At 61.1% G+C, this 17,820-nt stretch carries 16 protein-coding genes; 8 read left to right on the plus strand and 8 right to left on the minus strand.

The features are described from left to right. Positions 1-39 precede the first annotated feature (39 nt). A complete protein-coding gene (locus ICY20_RS03820) occupies positions 40-402 on the plus strand; it encodes a 5-carboxymethyl-2-hydroxymuconate Delta-isomerase (protein ID WP_194936960.1) in 363 nt (120 codons plus the stop codon). 4 nt (positions 403-406) lie between these two features. Here the strand turns inward: ICY20_RS03820 and ICY20_RS03825 are convergent, their stop codons facing one another. The 4 genes from ICY20_RS03825 to ICY20_RS03840 form a co-directional block, all read right to left on the minus strand. Further along, positions 407-1,342: a LysR family transcriptional regulator gene (locus tag ICY20_RS03825; RefSeq protein WP_194936961.1), complete on the minus strand. Its 936-nt coding sequence runs from the start codon at positions 1,340-1,342 to the stop codon at positions 407-409. 76 nt (positions 1,343-1,418) lie between these two features. Then, positions 1,419-2,606 carry a cyanate transporter gene (locus ICY20_RS03830; protein ID WP_194936962.1) on the minus strand — a complete coding sequence of 396 codons (1,188 nt, stop codon included), beginning with the start codon at positions 2,604-2,606 and terminating at the stop codon, positions 1,419-1,421. Positions 2,607-2,782: 176 nt separating this feature from the next. Continuing rightward, the gene (locus tag ICY20_RS03835; protein ID WP_194936963.1) at positions 2,783-4,225 is read right to left on the minus strand and encodes an aldehyde dehydrogenase family protein; all 1,443 of its coding nucleotides are present in this window, start codon (positions 4,223-4,225) and stop codon (positions 2,783-2,785) included. Then, entirely contained in the window at positions 4,222-5,847 is a 1,626-nt protein-coding gene (locus ICY20_RS03840) for a 5-guanidino-2-oxopentanoate decarboxylase (RefSeq protein ID WP_194936964.1), read from the minus strand. Before ICY20_RS03840 ends, ICY20_RS03835 begins: the two co-directional genes overlap by 4 nt. Positions 5,848-5,959: 112 nt before the next feature. On the opposite strand from ICY20_RS03840, the gene ICY20_RS03845 reads away from it, so the two are divergent. Continuing rightward, positions 5,960-6,832: a LysR substrate-binding domain-containing protein gene (locus ICY20_RS03845; protein ID WP_194936965.1), complete on the plus strand. Its 873-nt coding sequence runs from the start codon at positions 5,960-5,962 to the stop codon at positions 6,830-6,832. Between the two features lie 151 nt (positions 6,833-6,983). On the opposite strand, the gene ICY20_RS03850 is transcribed toward ICY20_RS03845, so the two are convergent. Together ICY20_RS03850 and ICY20_RS03855 are read right to left on the minus strand one after the other, a co-directional pair. Beyond that, complete coding sequence (locus ICY20_RS03850) at positions 6,984-7,598, minus strand: NAD(P)-dependent oxidoreductase (RefSeq protein ID WP_159962123.1); 615 nt, start codon at positions 7,596-7,598, stop codon at positions 6,984-6,986. 34 nt (positions 7,599-7,632) lie between these two features. Further along, complete coding sequence (locus tag ICY20_RS03855; RefSeq protein ID WP_159962122.1) at positions 7,633-8,499, minus strand: MBL fold metallo-hydrolase; 867 nt, start codon at positions 8,497-8,499, stop codon at positions 7,633-7,635. A 107-nt stretch (positions 8,500-8,606) separates the two neighbouring features. Here ICY20_RS03855 and ICY20_RS03860 point away from each other — a divergent pair, with 107 nt between their 5' ends. Both ICY20_RS03860 and ICY20_RS03865 read left to right on the plus strand, forming a co-directional pair. Then, positions 8,607-9,512 carry a LysR family transcriptional regulator gene (locus ICY20_RS03860; RefSeq protein ID WP_194936966.1) on the plus strand — a complete coding sequence of 302 codons (906 nt, stop codon included), beginning with the start codon at positions 8,607-8,609 and terminating at the stop codon, positions 9,510-9,512. A 100-nt stretch (positions 9,513-9,612) separates the two neighbouring features. Next, positions 9,613-9,792, plus strand: a complete 180-nt coding sequence (locus tag ICY20_RS03865; RefSeq protein ID WP_159962120.1) for a hypothetical protein — start codon at positions 9,613-9,615, stop codon at positions 9,790-9,792. Between the two features lie 129 nt (positions 9,793-9,921). Here ICY20_RS03865 and ICY20_RS03870 read toward each other — a convergent pair whose 3' ends face one another. Next, positions 9,922-10,800: a helix-turn-helix domain-containing protein gene (locus ICY20_RS03870; protein WP_159962119.1), complete on the minus strand. Its 879-nt coding sequence runs from the start codon at positions 10,798-10,800 to the stop codon at positions 9,922-9,924. A gap of 189 nt (positions 10,801-10,989) precedes the next feature. On the opposite strand from ICY20_RS03870, the gene pobA reads away from it, so the two are divergent. Together pobA and ICY20_RS03880 are read left to right on the plus strand one after the other, a co-directional pair. Further along, positions 10,990-12,174: a 4-hydroxybenzoate 3-monooxygenase gene (pobA, locus tag ICY20_RS03875; RefSeq protein WP_194937100.1), complete on the plus strand. Its 1,185-nt coding sequence runs from the start codon at positions 10,990-10,992 to the stop codon at positions 12,172-12,174. A gap of 129 nt (positions 12,175-12,303) precedes the next feature. Then, positions 12,304-13,758, plus strand: coding sequence for an MDR family MFS transporter (locus ICY20_RS03880; RefSeq protein ID WP_228758318.1), 1,455 nt, complete (start codon positions 12,304-12,306; stop codon positions 13,756-13,758). Positions 13,759-14,510: 752 nt separating this feature from the next. Here ICY20_RS03880 and ICY20_RS03885 read toward each other — a convergent pair. Further along, positions 14,511-15,350, minus strand: a complete 840-nt coding sequence (locus ICY20_RS03885) for a cache domain-containing protein (RefSeq protein WP_159962117.1) — start codon at positions 15,348-15,350, stop codon at positions 14,511-14,513. Positions 15,351-15,666: 316 nt separating this feature from the next. Between ICY20_RS03885 and ICY20_RS03890 the strand changes: the two genes are divergently transcribed. Further along, positions 15,667-17,037 (plus strand): glutamine synthetase family protein, encoded by a 1,371-nt coding sequence (locus ICY20_RS03890; protein ID WP_194936968.1) that lies wholly within the window; start codon positions 15,667-15,669, stop codon positions 17,035-17,037. A 90-nt stretch (positions 17,038-17,127) separates the two neighbouring features. Further along, positions 17,128-17,727, plus strand: coding sequence for a class I SAM-dependent methyltransferase (locus tag ICY20_RS03895; protein ID WP_194936969.1), 600 nt, complete (start codon positions 17,128-17,130; stop codon positions 17,725-17,727). The last annotated feature ends 93 nt before the right edge of the window (positions 17,728-17,820 follow it).

Consider the following 17,820-nt stretch of genomic DNA (forward strand, 5'->3'; position numbering starts at 1 on the left):
ATATCTACGAACCTTCCTACGAAAGCCTCGGAGCTACCCATGCCGCACCTGCACCTGGAATACACCGCCAACCTGACGCAACTGGACACCGACAAGGCCCTGTTGCGCCTGAACCATGCGCTGGTGGCCTCCGGTCAGTTCGGCGCCGAGTTCGATATCAAGAGCCGTGCTCTCCAGGTCGAGAGTTTTCGCGTGGGCACCGGCCTGAATGAACGTGGGTTTGTTGCGGTACGCTTGGCGTTGCTCAGCGGGCGTTCGGCGCAGATCAAGAAGCAACTGTCGGAGAGCCTGTTGGCGGTGCTGCAAGATATCGGCGACTGGCCTGAAGGTGTGCAGGTGCAATTGAGCGTCGAGGTGCGCGACATGGATCGTGACACCTACAGCAAAGTCGCCATCGGCTGACGGGTTACAACAACCCCTGATCGGCACACACCTTCACCACCTGCTCCCGAAACCAGCTATTGGCGCTCTCCTGTTCACTGGTTTCATTCCACTGCATATCCAACGTAAAGCTCGGCAAACCGTTGGGCGCTTCGCAATGGCCAAACACCGTCGCGGGCGCCAGCAGTTTTTGCACGCGGCGGGGCAGGGTGACGATAAAGTCGGTGCCGGTGATCATCTTGAGTGCCGCGCTGTAGCTGTTGGCGCGCGCGACGACCTGGCGTTTGTGGGCCTGGCGCGTGAGCCAGCCGTCGATCATGTTGGTGTCGGATGTCCACGGGGTAGGGAACACGTGGCGCCGCTCTACGAATGATCGCAGGCTGAAGGCCGGTTCACGGGGCGCCGAGCGCTTGTCGAACACGCAGACCAAATCGTCCTCCAGCAGCATCTGGGTCTTGAAGCCTTTGTGGGCGCGATGAAAGTGCGGGCCGAAGCAGATCACCAGATCGAGGCGGCCCTCGCGCAGGTCGTCGGCAGGGATGTCGGTGCCCAGTTTGTGCACATTGACGATCACCGGCAGGTCATCAAGCACGAAGTGCTTCAGCAGGCGCGGCAAGATCAGTTGCTCGAAGTATTCCGGGGCGCAGACGTTGAAGGTCACGGCCTTCTGCGTGGGGTCAAACGCCGGGCCGCCGGCATGGCAGAGATTGATGCTGTCGAGGATCTTCTGCACATGGTCATACATGTGCGTGGCCTTGTTGGTCGGCCGCATGCCCGCCCGTGTGTTGATAAACAGCTCGTCTTCAAAGCTGGTGCGCAGCTTTTTCAGGCTATAGCTCACGGTGGACTGGCTGACGCACAGCGTTTCGGACACCTCGGTAACGCTGCTCTGGTCATAGACGGCGATAAACACCATCAAGTCCTGCATATCGAGCTTTCTGAGCAAGTTACTGTTTAGCATCGGTTTCGTCCGTAAACCCGTTGTACCGAACGCAGTACAAGGCAGCGCAAAAGCTTAACGGAACGGCAACACGACGTCAGCGGATATGTCGGGCGTACTGCGAGGGGTTGAAGCGCGTGACCATCAACAGCATCACCACCACAACGGCTGTCAGCGACCACCAGGCCCATTCGAAGCTGCCCAATTGGTCGCGGATCATGCCGGCGATCAGCGGTGAGAGCCCGGCAATCAGGTAGCCAATGCCTTGTACAAAGGCCGTCAGGCCACCGGCGCGACGGGGGTTGTCCACGTGGTCGAGGGACAGGATCAGGCTCATCGGAAACAACCCGCCAATGCCCAGGCCCAGCAAGCAGGGCCACAGCAGGCTCAGGTGTTGCGGGCTCAGAATCAGGCCGCAGAAGCCAATGATGATCAGCACCAGCAACACCGCGACTACCGCGCGTTTATCCTGGCGACGGTTGGCGATGGCCGGCGTGACCAGGCCGGATATTACCTCCATGGCCGTCAGAAAACCCAGCAGCAAACCGGCATTCTGTTCGCTCCAGCCTTGCTCTACGTAGTACGGCGCCAACCACGCGAGTACACAGGTGTAGGACGCCGTACCCAGGCCAAAGAAAATCGCCAGTAACCAAGCGCGACAGTTGCCGAAAAACGACTCTTGAGTGCCGGAACCGGCTTGCGGTAAGGGCGGTAATGCCGAGCGCTGCGCGTACCAAAACACCAGCGCCAGCACCGCCAACACGGCCCAGATCGCCAGGCCCACGCGCCAACTGCCGGTCTGCACCTGCACAAACGGCGCGAACGACGCCGCCAGCGCCGCGCCGCCCATGATGGCCGTGACATACAGCCCCATAAACAGCGAGACGTTATCGCTAAAGCGCGACTTGATCAGCGCCGGCATTACCGCCTGGATCATCGCAATGCCCACCCCGGCCGCGATGGCGCTGACGATCAACTCCAGCGCCGAATCCAGGAACAAACGCGACAACGTGGCCGCGCCAATCACCAGCAGCGACAGCACAATGCTGCGGTGTTCGCCAACGCGTTTGGCCAAGCCCATGCCAAAGAACATCGCCAAGCCCATGGCCATCACCGGCAACATGGTCAGCAATGCCGCGCTGCTGAAACTCAACGGCACGTCGCTGCGAATCGACGACAACAACGGGCCTACGGCCGCCATCGACGGGCGCAGGTTGAGGGCGACCAGCACGACGCTGAGCATCAGCCAAAGGGCGGTGGTGGGTTTTGTGTGAACGGTTTCCATGGGCAAGCCTTGAGTGAGCAAGTGCGAATCAGGCCATGGGCGGGGAGCTGGGGCAAATCAGAAAGTCGCAGGCGCTATCTAAAAAATACATTCAACTGACACAGCACAAATCAAAATGTGGGAGGGGGCTTGCCCCCTCCCACATTAGCCCCTAATTCACAGGGGGATTTTTGGTGTCAGTTGGCGCGGATCACATGCTTGATCTCCTGAAACGCCGCCAACCCCCACGGTCCCAGTTCACGACCCAGACTGCTCTGCTTGTAACCACCCCACGCCGTCTGCGGGAAGATCACCTGCGGCGCATTGATCCACACCAGCCCGGCCTGCAAGGCATTCGCCACACGCTCGGCCGTTTCGGCATTGCCACTGACCACACTGGCCACCAAGCCGAAATCACTGGCGTTGGCCAGGGCAATGGCCTCGTCCTCAGTGGTAAAACGCCTTACACACAGCACCGGCCCAAAGATTTCTTCATTCCACAACGCGCTGTCCAGCGGCACATCGGTAAACACTGTTGGGCGAATGAAAAAACCGTGGGGCAGATCGGCCGGGCGTTCGCCACCGCAGAGCAACCGTGCGCCACCCTCGATGCCACGCTGAATATGCCCCAGCACCCGCTGATACTGCGCCCGGTTGATCAGTGCGCCCATTTCCACTTCATCGGCAAACGGATCAGCAACACGGATGCCATTCGCCCGCGCCTGCAAGCGCCGCAGGAATTCATCCGCCAGGTTGTCGGCCACCAGCACACGACTGGTGGCGGAACACATCTGCCCGGCATTGAAAAAACCACCGCCGCACGTCAGCTCCACCGCCCGGTCGAGGTCGGCATCGGCCATCACCAGCATTGAAGATTTACCGCCCAACTCCAGGCTCACGCCCTTGATGGTTTCGGCGGCCCGTTGCATCACTTGCACGCCGACGGCGTTGCTGCCGGTGAAGGAAATCTTCGCCACGCGGCGGTCTGCTGCCAGTGGTGCGCCCACCTCCAGGCCGGTGCCGCACACGAGGTTGAACACGCCGGCGGGCAAACCGGCTTGGGCAATGATTCGTGCCAATTGCAGCTCGGCCAACGGCGTGACTTCCGAGGGCTTGAGCACCACGCAACAACCGGCGGCGAGGGCCGGGGCGAGTTTCCAGGCGGTGGTGACCATCGGGAAATTCCACGGCACGATCAGCCCCACCACGCCGCACGGTTCATGGCGCAGGCGCGCGCTGAAGTCCGCGCTCGGCAGTGCCACTGAGTGGTCTTGCCCTGCGTCCAGTTGCTCGGCGATACCGGCGTAGTACTCGAAGGTGGCGATCACGTCGTCTACATCGACGCCGGCTTCAAACAGCGGTTTGCCGTTGTTGCTCGACTGTAAATGCATCAGGTGTTCACGGTGTTCGCTGACGCCCTGGGCGATCTTGCGTAACAACGCACCACGATCACGGCCGGTGCTTTTCGACCAGTCGGCGAACGCTGCGCTTGCGGCCTCTACCGCCTGGTTGACCGCCGAGGCATCGCCCACGCTGACCTCGGCCAATGTGGTCTCGGTGGCCGGGTTGATCACCTCCAACACGGCATGGCCTGCACGCCATGCACCGTTGATATACACACCGTTCAACACTGCGCTCATACCGCGACCTCCTTCATCCAAAGTGCCTGGTCGATTTCAATCAGCGTCGGGCCCTGGCGATCAGCGGCGGCGCGTAATGCCGTGCGCAACGACGCGATGCCCTCGATGCGCTCGGCGGCGCAACCCAGTGCCTTGGCTACACCGATGAAGTCCGGGGTGTAGATGTCTACGCCAACGGGTTCGATGGCGCGGTTGAGCATGTATTTCTTGATCTCTTCATAGCCTTGGTTATTCCACAGCAGCACGATGATCGGCGTGCGCGCTTCCACGGCGCTGGCCAGTTCCGGCAAGGTGAATTGCAGCCCGCCGTCGCCGATCAGGCACACCACCGGTTGCCCGTCGCCACGCCCCAGCCAGGCGCCGATGGCGGCGGGCAGGGCATAGCCCAAGGTGCCGTAGCCGGTGGACGAGTTGAACCAGCGACGCGGGTGGTCGAGGTTCAGCGTCAGGTTGCCGCTGTACACCGGTTGGGTGGAGTCGCCTACCAGCACGGCGCCGGGCAGCTCCTGTAGCACGGTGTTGAGGAACAGGGTTTGCGCGCGGGTGGCGGCGTCCCATGAGGGATCCAATTCGGCCCACAACCGAGCGACGCGCAAGGCCCCCCAGTCGGCGTTGCGCGCGGGCAGGGGCGAACTGTTCAACTCTGCCAGCAAGGCCTCGGCGGCGATCTGTGCATCAGCCACCAACGCCACCTGTGGCGGGTAGTTGCGCACGCTCTGGTCGGGGTCGATATCGATGCGCAGCAACGCGCCGGGGATCTCGAAACCGCCGGCGAAGGTCACGTCATAGTCGGTCTCGGCCAGCTCGGTGCCGATGGCCAGCACCACGTCCGCTTCGGCCACCAAGGCGCGGGTGGCGACCAGGGTTTGGGTCGAGCCGATCAGCAACGGGTGAGCCCCTGGCAGCATGCCTTTGGCGTTGATGGTCAGCGCCACCGGCGCGCCAAGGGTTTCGGCGAGACGGGTTAGTTCGGGCGCCGCATCGATGGCGCCACCACCGGCCAGGATCAACGGCCGCTTGGCCGCTGCCAGCAACTGGCTCATCTGTTTGATCGCTGACGGCGCTGCACCGGCGCGGGCCACGCTCACTGGCTCACAGCCCAGCAGCGCGTCAGCGTTTTCCACCAGCACGTCCAGTGGAATCTCAATATGCACCGGCCGCGGCCGCCCGGCCTGGAACAGCGCAAACGCCCGCGCCAACACCCCCGGCAACTCCGCCGCCGACATCAAGGTATGGGAAAACGCCGCCACCCCGGCCATCATCGCGCCCTGGTTCGGCAGCTCATGCAGCTTGCCGCGCCCGCCGCCCAATTGGCTGCGCGACTGCACGCTGGAAATCACCAGCATCGGGATCGAGTCGGCATAGGCCTGGCCCATGGCCGTGGTGATATTGGTCATGCCGGGGCCGGTGATGATGAAGCACACGCCGGGCTTGCCGCTGGTGCGCGCATAACCGTCAGCCATAAAGCCGGCGCCCTGTTCGTGGCGCGGCGTGACGTGGCGGATGCTGGAACGGGCCAGGCCGCGATACAGCTCTACGGTGTGCACGCCGGGGATGCCGAACACCTGGTCTACGCCGTAGCCTTCCAGGAGCTTGACCAATACTTCGCCGCAGGTCGCCATGTGATGTCGCTCTTGTTATTGATTCGAGGCGGTATTGGACCGGCTGGCCGGTAGCGGCAACAATCGATAAAAAGTCATACTAGCCATGTCTCCACGTCATGGCTGCGCCCTTATGAAACGCCTCCCACCGCTGCCTGCGTTGCACACGTTCTGGGTCTGCGCCCAATGTTGCAACTTCACCCGTGCCGCCGAGCAGTTGCACATCACCCAAGGCGCCGTGAGCCGCCAGATTGCCGGGTTGGAAAACCATTTGGGCTATGCGCTGTTCCAGCGTCAGTCGCGGGGCTTGAGCCTGACCGAAGAAGGCCGCGAATGGTCCCTGCGCGCGCAGCAGGTTTTCGGCCTGATCGGTGATGCGGTGGAGCAGATCGGCAGCCGTCGCCACACCCTGCAACTCAAGGCCTCCACCTGCGTGATGCGCTGGTTGCTGCCGCGCTTGATGCAATGGCAAAAAGAACGCCCGGACGTGCCGGTGGAACTCACCACCACCGTGGCCTACACCGTGGACTTTCGCCGTGAGCAGTTCGACGCGGCGGTGATCTATGCGCCCATCGCTGAGCAGTCGGCCGAGGCGCGGCACTTGTTTGATGAGCAACTCACACCGGTCTGTGCGCCCGCGTTGTTGGCTGGTTTGAACCAGCCTGCGGATTTGCAGCAACACGTGCTCTTGCACCCTACGCGGGATGAGCGGGATTGGGCGTTGTGGCTGACGGCGGCGAGTACGCAGTTGAGCAACCTTGCGCAGGGGCATCATTTCGAAACCCTGGATTTGGCGATGACGGTGGCGTCCCAAGGCTCGGGCGTGGCGATTGGCGACAGTGCGTTGATTGGCGAGGATGTGAAGGCAGGGCGGTTGGTGATGCCGTTTGAGCTGCGGGTGCCGACGGGGATGGGGTATTACCTGGTGTATCCGCCGAGCACCGCGCCGTCCGAAGGGCTTGAAGTCCTGATGGATTGGCTGGTGAGCCAGGCGCAACACCCCTGACTCCAGAGGTCCAAATGTGGGAGGGGCGGTGCGACGATTCGACTTGCTCCCGATAGCGGTGTGTCAGTCAATATCTTAGTGACTGATACACCGCTATCGGGAGCAAGTCGAATCGTCGCACCGCCCCTCCCACAGTTTTTACCGCGTTACGTCAGTAACCTACGGTGAAGCGTTGCCGAGAGTGCTTGGGTGATTCCACTTCGTCGATCAACGCGATGGCATAGTCAGAGAAGCTGATCCAGCTTCTGCCTTTGCTACTGATGAGGAGGTGGTCTTGGCCCAAGCGGAAGTCTTCGGTGCGCACATCCTCAACGAACTCAGCCGATGGCGACAGGAAGGACCAATCCAATTCCTGCTCTTGGCGCAGTTTGTCGAGGAACACGCTGCCAGCGCTTGCCTCTTTACGGTACTCCTCAGGGAACCCAGCGCTGTCGATCACGCGCTCACCGCTTGGCAGCAGCAATGACCCTGCACCGCCCACCACCAACAGGCGTTTAACACCGGATTTTTTCACCGGCCCGATCACGGCTTCTGCTGGCACGGTCGCAAAATGTGCGGCACTGATCACCACATCACTGCCGCTAAGAGCCTTTTGCAGCTCCTCAGCATTCAGCGCATCAGCTTGTTTAACGGTCACCCCAGGTTTCACATCGATGGACTCAACATTACGTGCAATCGCCACCACGCTATGCCCGCGACGCAAGGCCTCTTCCAACAGTTGGCTACCCGCACGGCCACTGGCCCCAATGATTGCAATCTTGCTCATGTCGTTCTCCAGTCTGTCAGGGTTGTAAAAGCATTCACCACTTCATTTCGCCCTTGGCGACTTTGGCGCTCAGTTCCAGCGAGCTTTCGTCGGCGAGGGTGGGGTAACGTTTTTTCATGGCCGCGATCAGGGCGGCGGAATCCTTGGCTTTAGCCGTCTCAGTGTCGAAGGCCTTGATGTAGTCAGCAGTAAACGCCACCGAGGCCAGCGTCGGCGTGCCCAGGTAGTGGCCTGGAATCACCGTACGCGGTTTCAATTGCTGGATACGCTGCAAAGTGGCCAGCCAGTCTTTATGGGATTGAGCGCTCTGGGTGTCGGCCATCCACAGGTGAATGTTTTCGGCGACGACCACGCCACCGACCACGGCCTTGATGGACGGGACCCACACAAAACTGCGATCGGGCTGTGGGCCGTCGAGGCCGATGATTTCCAGTTGCTGGCCTTCAAGCGTCAGGCTGTGGCCGTCGAGTACGTTTGGCACTATGGTTTTAGCGGGCTTGTCGGCGCCCATTTTCGGGCCCCAGAACTCCAGTTTGCCGGCCACGGTTGCTTTGATGTGATCGACCACCGGCTGCGGTGCGAGCACTTTGGCATTGGGAAACGCGGCGGTCAGTGTGTCGAGGCCGAAGTAGTAGTCCGGGTCGCCATGGCTGATGTAGATGGTGGTCAGGTTTTTGCCGCTGGCACGGATTTTCTGCACCAGTTGCTCGGCCTGGCCCTTGCCGAATTGCGCGTCCACCAGGATCGCGTCTTTGGCACCGCTGACCAGCACCGAGCTGACCGGGAAGATCGCCGCTTCGCCTGGGTTATACACGTCGAGGGTCAGCTCGGCTGCCGCCGCGTGGGCGGCAAAGGCTAGCGCGGCGGTCGCCAGGGTCAAACGTTTGAGAGTCGAGAACATCGGGCAGCTCCTGCCATCGCATTAGAAGATGCACAGAGCTTAGTTGCACTAAACGCAACTAAAAATGCGATGCTGGAACATAGTTTGTTTCTAAAATCGAGCAGATCATGGACCGTCTTCAAGCAATGCGCGTGTTTGTCAGCGTGGTGGACCTGGGCAGCCAGTCAGCGGCGGCCGATCACCTGGACCTGTCCCGACCGGTGGTGTCGCGCTACCTGGCCGAGCTGGAAGACTGGGTTGGCGCCCGCTTGCTGCACCGCACCACGCGCAAGCTCAGCCTCACGGCCGCTGGTAGCGAAACGCTGCCAAGGTGCCGGCAAATGCTGGAACTGTGCGGCGACATGCAGGCTGCCGTCAGCGAGCCGGATGACACCCCCCGGGGCCTGTTGCGCCTGAGCGTCAGCACCTCGTTCGGGCAGTCGCAACTGGCCCAAGCCATTGCCGACTACGTCAAGCGCTACCCGCTGGTGACGGTCGACCTGCAAATGCTCGACCGCACGGTGAACCTGGTGGACGAGCGCATCGACCTGGCCATCCGCACCAGCAGCGATGTAGACCCCAGCCTGATCGCCCGGCGGCTTACGGTGTGCCGCTCGGTGGTGTGCGCCTCGCCGGGTTATCTGCTGGAACACCCACGCCCGTTGAAGGTTGAAGACCTGGCCCGGCACAATTGCCTGACCCACTCCTACTTCGGCAAAAGCCTGTGGCATTTCGAAGAGCGCGGTGAGCACGTCGCGGTGCCGGTCAACGGCAATATCACCTCCAACGAGGCCAGTACGTTATTGCGCGTGACCCTGGCCGGGGCCGGGGTGTCGATGCTGCCCAGCTACCAGGCGGGCGACTACATTCGCCGTGGCGAACTGGTGCGCCTGCTGCCCCAGGCCGAGCCCCGGCAGATGAACATCTACGCGGTCTATGCTTCGCGCAAGCACATGCCGTCGGCACTGCGCAGCCTGCTGGATTTCCTGGTGCTGCGGTTTCCCCAAGAACCCGCGTGGGACATCGGTCTGTAAGCCGACATAAACCTGTTGAATGACGTCCAATAATGGCAACTCGGCCGGGCTGACCTATGCTTTAAGCAGCACTGTTTGGATTCGTGCGGAGGTCTGTGCCATGACTCTAAAAATTAGAAAGTACCTGATGATTTTCGTCCTGTGCGCCTTGGCGACTGCGCTGTATGGCACCGCCGCCTACCGGGTTGAGCAGACGCGAATGCAGCCGTCGGCGTTCGCGATCAGTTGCCATCAGGATCAGTGCGTTCCACGCACCGGCAGTTTCAGCGCGTTGCGCTAAACCCGCCGCGACAAAAGACCAATGTGGGAGCTGGCTTGCCTGCGATGGCGGTGTTTCAGGCTACTGAATCAGTGGCTGGTGCATCGCTATCGCAGGCAAGCCAGCTCCCACAGAAGCCGCTTTCCACCGTTAGTTATTGGGTGCATCGGCTTTGATTTGCTCACGAAACGCCTTAGGCGAAAACCCCACCCGTCGACGAAACAGCCGGGAGAAGTTGGTCGGGTCTGAAAACCCCAATACTTCCGACATTTCATTGATGGTCATGCTGGTGTAGGTCAGCAGCCGTTTGGCTTCCAGCAACTGGCGGTCATGCATGATCTGCAACGCAGGCTGCCCGCCCAATTCGCGACATGTACCGTTCAGGTGTGAGACTGAGATACCCAGCTTGTGGGCCAAATCCTCGATCTTGGGGTGTTCGCGGTAATGCTGCTCGACCAATTGGGTGAACCGGCGGAAATACTCACGCCCTCGGGGTGCCCGCGAATGGCGGCGCTGGATGGCCTGGCGGCTGATCCACACCAGCAGCACGCTGACCAGGGCGTGCATCATCATGTCCCGTGCGGGTTGCTCGTCGGCGTATTCGTCCTGCAGGCGGGCGAATTGGCTGTTTAGGTAGTCGCTGTCCTTGCCTGCCGGGTAACTGCCCAGTGCCTGCAAACCGTCCAGCGTTGACCCCAATTGCGCCTGTAAATGGCTCACCAAGGGCGCCGATAACGTCACCACATAGCCTTCAACGTCTTCGGAAAACCGGAAGCCGTGCACGCACAACGGCGGCAAGACTTGCAGTGTCGCCTCGTTCAAGGTGGTGCGCTGACCTTCGATTTCAAGCTGCGCCTGGCCTTTGTGCACGTAAAGCAATTGACACAGATCCGCGTGCCGGTGGGGCTGGATTTCCCACTGGTATTCCCGACTGCGCCGGGAAATGGTTTCGCAGTGCAACAAATCGGGGGTTGGCCATTGCTGGTCTTCCCCGTAAAGCTTGAAGACCGGAATTGCGGTGTTGGTCATGGTTTCAATCCGATACCCAGGAGAGTGGTGCGGTAATCGCCCCGATTGGCAAAAAGCGCAGGCTTTGGCTCAGTTTTCACCTTCTTATGCCGGCCACTCAAGTGAAAAATGTCAGCGACAAGACAGATGACAACGCTTTCACCCTAACCGTTCGGGTGGAACTTGCAGGCGATAAAAATAATGAAAACCCTGAAAACCCAAGTCGCCATTATTGGCGCCGGCCCCTCCGGGCTGTTGCTCGGCCAACTGCTGCACAACGCTGGTATCCAGACCGTTATCCTGGAGCGCCAGACGGGCGACTATGTGCAAGGCCGCATCCGTGCCGGGGTGTTGGAGCAAGGCATGGTCGATCTGTTGCGCCAGGCGGGTGTCAGCCAGCGTATGGATGCCGAAGGCCTGGTGCATGACGGGTTCGAGCTGGCCCTCAATGGCCGACTAACCCACATCGACCTCAAGGCGTTGACCGGCGGCCAATCGGTGATGATCTATGGTCAGACCGAGGTCACCCGTGACCTGATGGCCGCCCGCGCCGCAGCAGGCGCCACCACGCTGTACGAAGCGCGTCATGTGCAGCCCCATGATCTTAAAAGTGATCGCCCCTGGCTCAGCTTCGAGCATCAGGGCGAAGCCTTTCGACTGGAGTGTGACTACATCGCCGGGTGCGATGGCTTCCACGGCGTTGCCCGCCAATCGATCCCGGCCGATTCGCTGAAAATTTTCGAAAGGGTTTACCCGTTCGGCTGGCTGGGCATCCTCGCCGATACGCCGCCGGTGCACGCCGAGTTGGTGTATGCCAAGCATGCGCGTGGCTTTGCGCTGTGCAGCATGCGCTCGCCCACCCGCAGCCGTTACTACCTGCAAGTGCCGGTGGAAGAACCCCTGGATGAATGGCCGGATGAGCGGTTCTGGGGCGAGCTTAAAACCCGCCTGCCCAGCGAATTGGCCGAGCAGTTGGTCACCGGGCCTTCGATCGAAAAAAGCATCGCGCCACTGCGCAGCTTTGTGGTGGAGCCGATGCAGTACGGGCGCCTGTTCTTGCTCGGGGATGCGGCGCACATCGTGCCGCCCACTGGCGCCAAGGGCCTGAACCTGGCCGCCAGTGATGTGAGCACCTTGTACCGTATCCTGCTCAAGGTGTACGGCGAGGGGCGGGTGGACTTGCTCCAGCGCTACTCGGCGATCTGCCTGCGTCGCGTTTGGAAGGCCGAGCGGTTTTCGTGGTGGATGACCTCGATGTTGCACCAGTTCCCGCAGGCGGACGGTTTCAGCCAGCGTATCGCCGAGAGTGAGTTGGACTACTTCATTCACTCCGAAGCGGGCCGCAAGACCATCGCAGAAAATTACGTCGGACTTCCTTACGAAGCTATTGAATAGCCTGCTATCGTACTCAGCATTCCCGCAGGCCACCTGTACCTGCGGGCTCTGCTCGAAGGTTTAATCGTGACCCAGCTTCAACATCCCGCTCCTGCGCTCCCCGCTGTGCGCAGCATCCTCGCTGCGCTGATGCTGGCGATCTTCCTCGGTGCGCTGGACCAGACCATCGTCGCCGTGTCCATGCCGGCCATTTCTGCGCAGTTCCATGACGTGAACCTGTTGGCTTGGGTGATCTCTGGCTACATGGTGGCAATGACCGTGGCGGTGCCGATCTACGGCAAGCTCGGCGACTTGTATGGGCGGCGGCCGATGATGCTGATCGGCATGGGCCTGTTCACCGTGGCCTCGCTGTTCTGTGGCATGGCGCAAAGCATGGAGCAATTGGTGCTGGCGCGTGTGCTGCAGGGCATTGGCGCTGGCGGGATGATCTCGGTCAGCCAGGCGATCATCGGCGACATCATCCCACCCCGTGAGCGCGGGCGTTACCAGGGCTATTTCAGCGGCATGTACGCCGTGGCCAGCGTGGCCGGGCCGGTACTGGGCGGCTACATGACTGAGTACCTGTCGTGGCGCTGGGTGTTTTTGATCAATCTACCGTTGGGCGCCGGCGCCTGGTACGTGGCCCATCGCACCCTGGTGGGCCTGCCCGTGCCGCAGCGCAAGCCGATCATCGATTACCTCGGCACGGTGCTGATGATCATCGGCTTGACCGCCATGCTGTTGGGCATCACCGAAATTGGCCAGGGCCATCATTGGCGTGACCATGAAGTGCTGGGCCTTCTCGCCTGTGGGCTGGTGGCATTGACGCTGTTCGTCTGGCACGAGCGCCGTGTGCGGGAGCCGTTGTTGCCGATGCACCTGTTTGCCAATCGCAGCGCCGTACTGTGCTGGTGCACGGTGTTTTTCACCAGTTTCCAAGCGATTTCCCTGACGGTGCTGATGCCCCTGCGTTACCAGACAGTGACCGGCGGCGGTGCCGACAGTGCCGCCTTGCACCTGCTGCCCTTGGCCATGGGCTTGCCGATTGGCGCGTATTCGGCCGGGCGCATGACGTCGGTAACGGGGCGTTATAAACCCATGATCCTTTGCGGCGCACTGTTGAGCCCATTGGCGATCCTGGGCATGGCGTTCAGCGCCCCGCAGGCGGTGCTGATGACGGGCGTATTTATGCTGCTCTGCGGGATCGCTGCCGGTTTGCAATTCCCCACCTCGTTGGTGGGGTCGCAAAACTCGGTGGAGCAACGGGATATCGGCGTGGCCACCAGCACCACCAACCTGTTCCGCTCATTGGGCGGGGCGGTGGGCGTGGCGTGCATGTCGGCGTTACTGTTGGCGCTGTTGCAGGATTCCAGTTTTGCCCAGATGGCCAGTGGCGCGTTGGTGAGCGAGGGGGGCTCGGGCAACGTATTGCTCGACGGCCTCAACGCCGCCGCTGGCCCTGCGCAAGATGCATTGCGCGGGGAGTTGGCGTTGACGTTTCGGCACTTGTTGATGGTGAGTGCGGCGGTATCGCTGTTGGGGTTGGCGGCGGCGATTGCGATGCCAAACCGGGTGTTGCGCGGCCGTGAAGACAAGGCACGCTAGCTGACACGATGAAGATCAAAATGTGGGAGCTGGCTTGCCTGCGATGGCGGCGTGTCAGTTGACACATTTGCTACTGATACACCGCCCTCGCAGCACAGGTATCTACACACCTACTGGACCTAACAAAATCCGAAGCTCTGGCTCTGGCTCTGGCTCTGGCTCTGGCTCTGGCTCTGGCTCTTGATTTGGCTTTTGATCTTGATCTTAGGCGCCCCGTTAACCACGCTGGCCGAACGCAGGCTTGAATCCGTGGGTAACCCGGCAGGACGCCGGGTTAGCCGTCCTGGGCCAAGGATGGCCCATGACGGCGGCCCACGGATTCAAGCCGGAGTGAGGGCACACCGAGCATTAGCGAGGTGCCGAGTGGTGGGGCAAGAGCCTTTTGGTTACTTTTGGGCTCTTTCCAAAAGTGACCCGCCGTAAGGGCGGAACCCATATCAGCCCTCACCCAAATAACGGATATGTACTCCGACAAAACCCCTTCTAGCGTCTGACACATAGCTATCGCAGGCAAGCCAGCTCCCACATTAGCGCGGTGTACATCCCACAAAACTCGGCCACATGACAGGCCGCCTTCGCGAGCAAGCCCGCTCCCACACTCGAACCGGTTTACACCCGGTAAAACTCAGCCGACCGACAGACCGTCACGGGAGCAAGCTCCCTCACTACAGGTCCAGCGCACTGCTCAACGTTGTGTAGTTGCCTATGGCTATTGAAGGCAAGCCCCACCGTTGATTGCATTTCAAGGTAGGTCAGGGGCTGTAGTAGCCGACAGCAACCATGAAATGCCCAACCTTGCGCACATACGCATGCTTGTTCTCAACCTTGTCGGTCACCGGGTTCTTCCACCGGTATTTGTATTCCCCCTGATCCTGCTCAGCCATCAACTTGAGGATCGGCTCACCCACCGGCTTGCCATCCGGGTCTTTAATCTTGGCAAAGTCGGTATTGATCAGCCGCAGGTTGGTGCCATGGGCCACATAGCGTTGGGTGTCGAGGTCCACCACAAACACATACAGGTCATCCTGCAGGAAGCCACCCTGCAATGAGTTGATCGCCTTGAGGGTGCCGGCTTCATCCTTGACCAGCGCTTGCGCCGCCTTGTTGCGCAGCGCCCGTGCCTGTTCCGGAGTGGCCCGTGGCAGGTAGTAACCCACCGCCAGGATGCGCTCGCCGACCCGCTGGTAAAACACATGCTTGCGCTCGACCTTGCCGTCATTCCAGTTTTGCCAGCGGTAGTCGGCTTGCTGGATGCCCTGGCCTTCGGGCACCTGGAGCGCGTCCTTGAACGACTGGCGCAAGTCCGGCCCCAGCACTTCGCTGACATCACGCCCGATCAACGCGGAAGAGGGGCCGCCGCTGGCCAGCAGCACACCCTGCGTATCCACCACAAACACATAGCGGTCATGGTCGACAAACTCCCCCTGACGGCTGAACGCGGCAAACGCCTTGTCGCCATGGCTCTGGTAGTACGCCAAGGCTTTTTCCAGTAGCGCCTTGGCCGCCGTGGCGTCTTCTTCTTGTGTATTGGCCGCGTGCGCCTGGCTGAAACACAACAGCAGCAGCCAGGTGATTCGGAGCATTGCCTTCATGGCCCGTCCCTCGTTCTTGTTGGTGTGACAAGAGCGTAGACGGCTGTGGTTCACGTGGCAGAATGTTTAGCCATGTTGCAACCAAACTCCGCCAAGCCTGAATTGAACAGCCTATCCAGGCGTGTGAGGCTGAGGGCATCTCTCTGACTGTGACTCCTGCATGGACGTCTCTCCCGATACGCTCCCCGAGCTGGCCTTCTGGGCGCTGTTCCACTGCCGGCATGCCCGCCCGCCGGATTCCCTGCTCCTACGTTGATCTACCCAATGGATGACGCGCATTCGCGCGCCTGCCCGATACAAACGTATGAGTATTCCCATGAGTGTTTTTGCGAGCCTGCACGAAGCCCAATCCTTTCTTGAACAGCACCCGCATATCGAGATGTTCGAGTTGTTTATTCTCGACAACAACGGCGTACCCCGTGGCAAGTTGTTGCACCGCGACGAGTTGCTGGCGGTTTACGTAAGCGGTCGGCCGTTGCCCAGCACCATCCTGGGGCTGACTATCAACGGCGACGATGTGGAGAACTCCGGGCTGGTGTGGGACGTCGGCGATATCGACTGCCGCGCCTACCCGATCAGCGGCAGCTTGCAGCCCATGCCCTGGCGTCTGATCCCCACGGCGGCGGTGCAAGTCAGCATGCATCCCACCGAAGGCTTGCCGGCCACGGTGGCCGACCCTCGGCATTTACTGGCCAAGGTCATCGACGGGCTCAAGGCTGATGGCTATTACCCGGTAATGGCGGCGGAGCTGGAGTTCTACCTGCTGGACCAGAAACCCGACAGCCATGGCCGCCCTCAACCTGCGCGGGACACGGACGGCGGCCGCCCACGCTCGACCCAGGTCTACGGCCTGCGCGAGCTGGAGCAGATCGAGCCCTTCCTGGCCGACCTTTATAGCGCCTGCAAACTGCAAGGCATCCCGGCGCGCACGGCGATTTCCGAGTACGCGCCGGGCCAGGTCGAGATCACCCTTGAACATCGCGCCGACGCCCTGCAAGCCATGGACGAAGCGGTGCGTTACAAACGCCTGGTCAAGGGCGTGGCCCACAAGCATGGGATGAGCGCCTGTTTTATGGCCAAGCCCTTCGATGACTTGGCCGGCACCGGCATGCACATGCACGTCAGCCTGGCGGATGCCGAGGGCAATAACCTGTTCGCCAGCGAAGCCGCTGACGGCACGCCGCTGTTGCGCCAGGCGGTGGGCGGCATGCTCAGTACCTTGCTCGATTCGTTATTGATGTTTTGCCCCAACGCCAACTCCTATCGCCGCTTCCAGACCAATAGCTACGCGCCGTTGGCTGCCACCTGGGGCGTGGACAACCGCACCGTCAGCCTGCGCGTGCCCGGCGGCCCGGCCAACTCCCGGCATATCGAGCACCGCATCTGCGGCGCTGACGCCAACCCTTACCTGGCCGCCGCCGCGATATTGGCCGGTATCCACCGAGGCATCCGTGAGCAACGCGACCCTGGCGCCCCGGTAGAAGGCAACGGCTACGCCCAGGCCAAGGAGCTGCTACCCACCGACTGGCTCACCACGTTGCGTGCGCTGGAAGGCTCAAGCTGGGCGCGGGAGGCATTTGGCAGCGAGTTCCTCAGCGTGTACCTGGCGGTGAAACGCGCCGAATATCGCCAGTTCATGGGGGAGGTAGGTGAGCAGGATTGGCGCTGGTATTTGCATCAGGCGTGAGTTGCGGTGGTTTCGACCTTTTTTTCACGTTGCAGTGGTTAAGCTGCCAATCAAGGTCGTTCACTACCGTTTCACTTACATGAGCCCGTGATGTCGCCACACACTCCTTCTTCCATCGAGATCGAATACGCCGAGCGCTGTGACCGTGAGCATGCACGCGTCTGCGGTGACACGCGCCCGCCGGGGTTGCGTCAGCGCCTGGAGGTCTGGCGCAACCGATGGTTGGTGCGCCAGGCCCTGAAAGTGGCTGGCGAACCGGGGTTGATCCTGGACCTGGCCTGCGGCTCGGGGCGTTTTTGGCCGGTGCTGGCCGAGCACGTCAACCGCGTGATCCTGGCTTCGGACAACTCCCAGGCCATGCTCGACCATGCCTGCACCCATCACCCGGCGGCATTGCTCAAACGGGTGAAGACGTTCCAGGGCTCGGCGTTTTCCATAGGCCTTTCGGCGAACGCGGTGGATTGCATTTTCTGTCTGGAATTGTTTCGTCATGTGCCCAGCAGCGACGGGCGCATGGCGTTGTTGCGCGAGTTTCATCGGGTCAGCCGCGACACGGTGATTGTCTCCGTCAATGCTCGTACAGCGGTAGAGGACGAGTTCCGCCAGGCGGGCTTCAAGGTTCTGCATCAGCAAGAGTTCATACCGGGTTCAAACCTGTGGCGTGTCTACGTGCTGCGTAAGAGAGGATAACTTCCGTCTGTCGGACTATTCTTTAGCGCCTATCAGAGTTTTCATGGTTGGCTGTGCACTGCGGATGCTCGCAACTCCCTTTCGCGATATATA

This window comes from Pseudomonas pisciculturae, from assembly GCF_015461805.1.
Classification (GTDB): domain Bacteria; phylum Pseudomonadota; class Gammaproteobacteria; order Pseudomonadales; family Pseudomonadaceae; genus Aquipseudomonas; species Aquipseudomonas pisciculturae.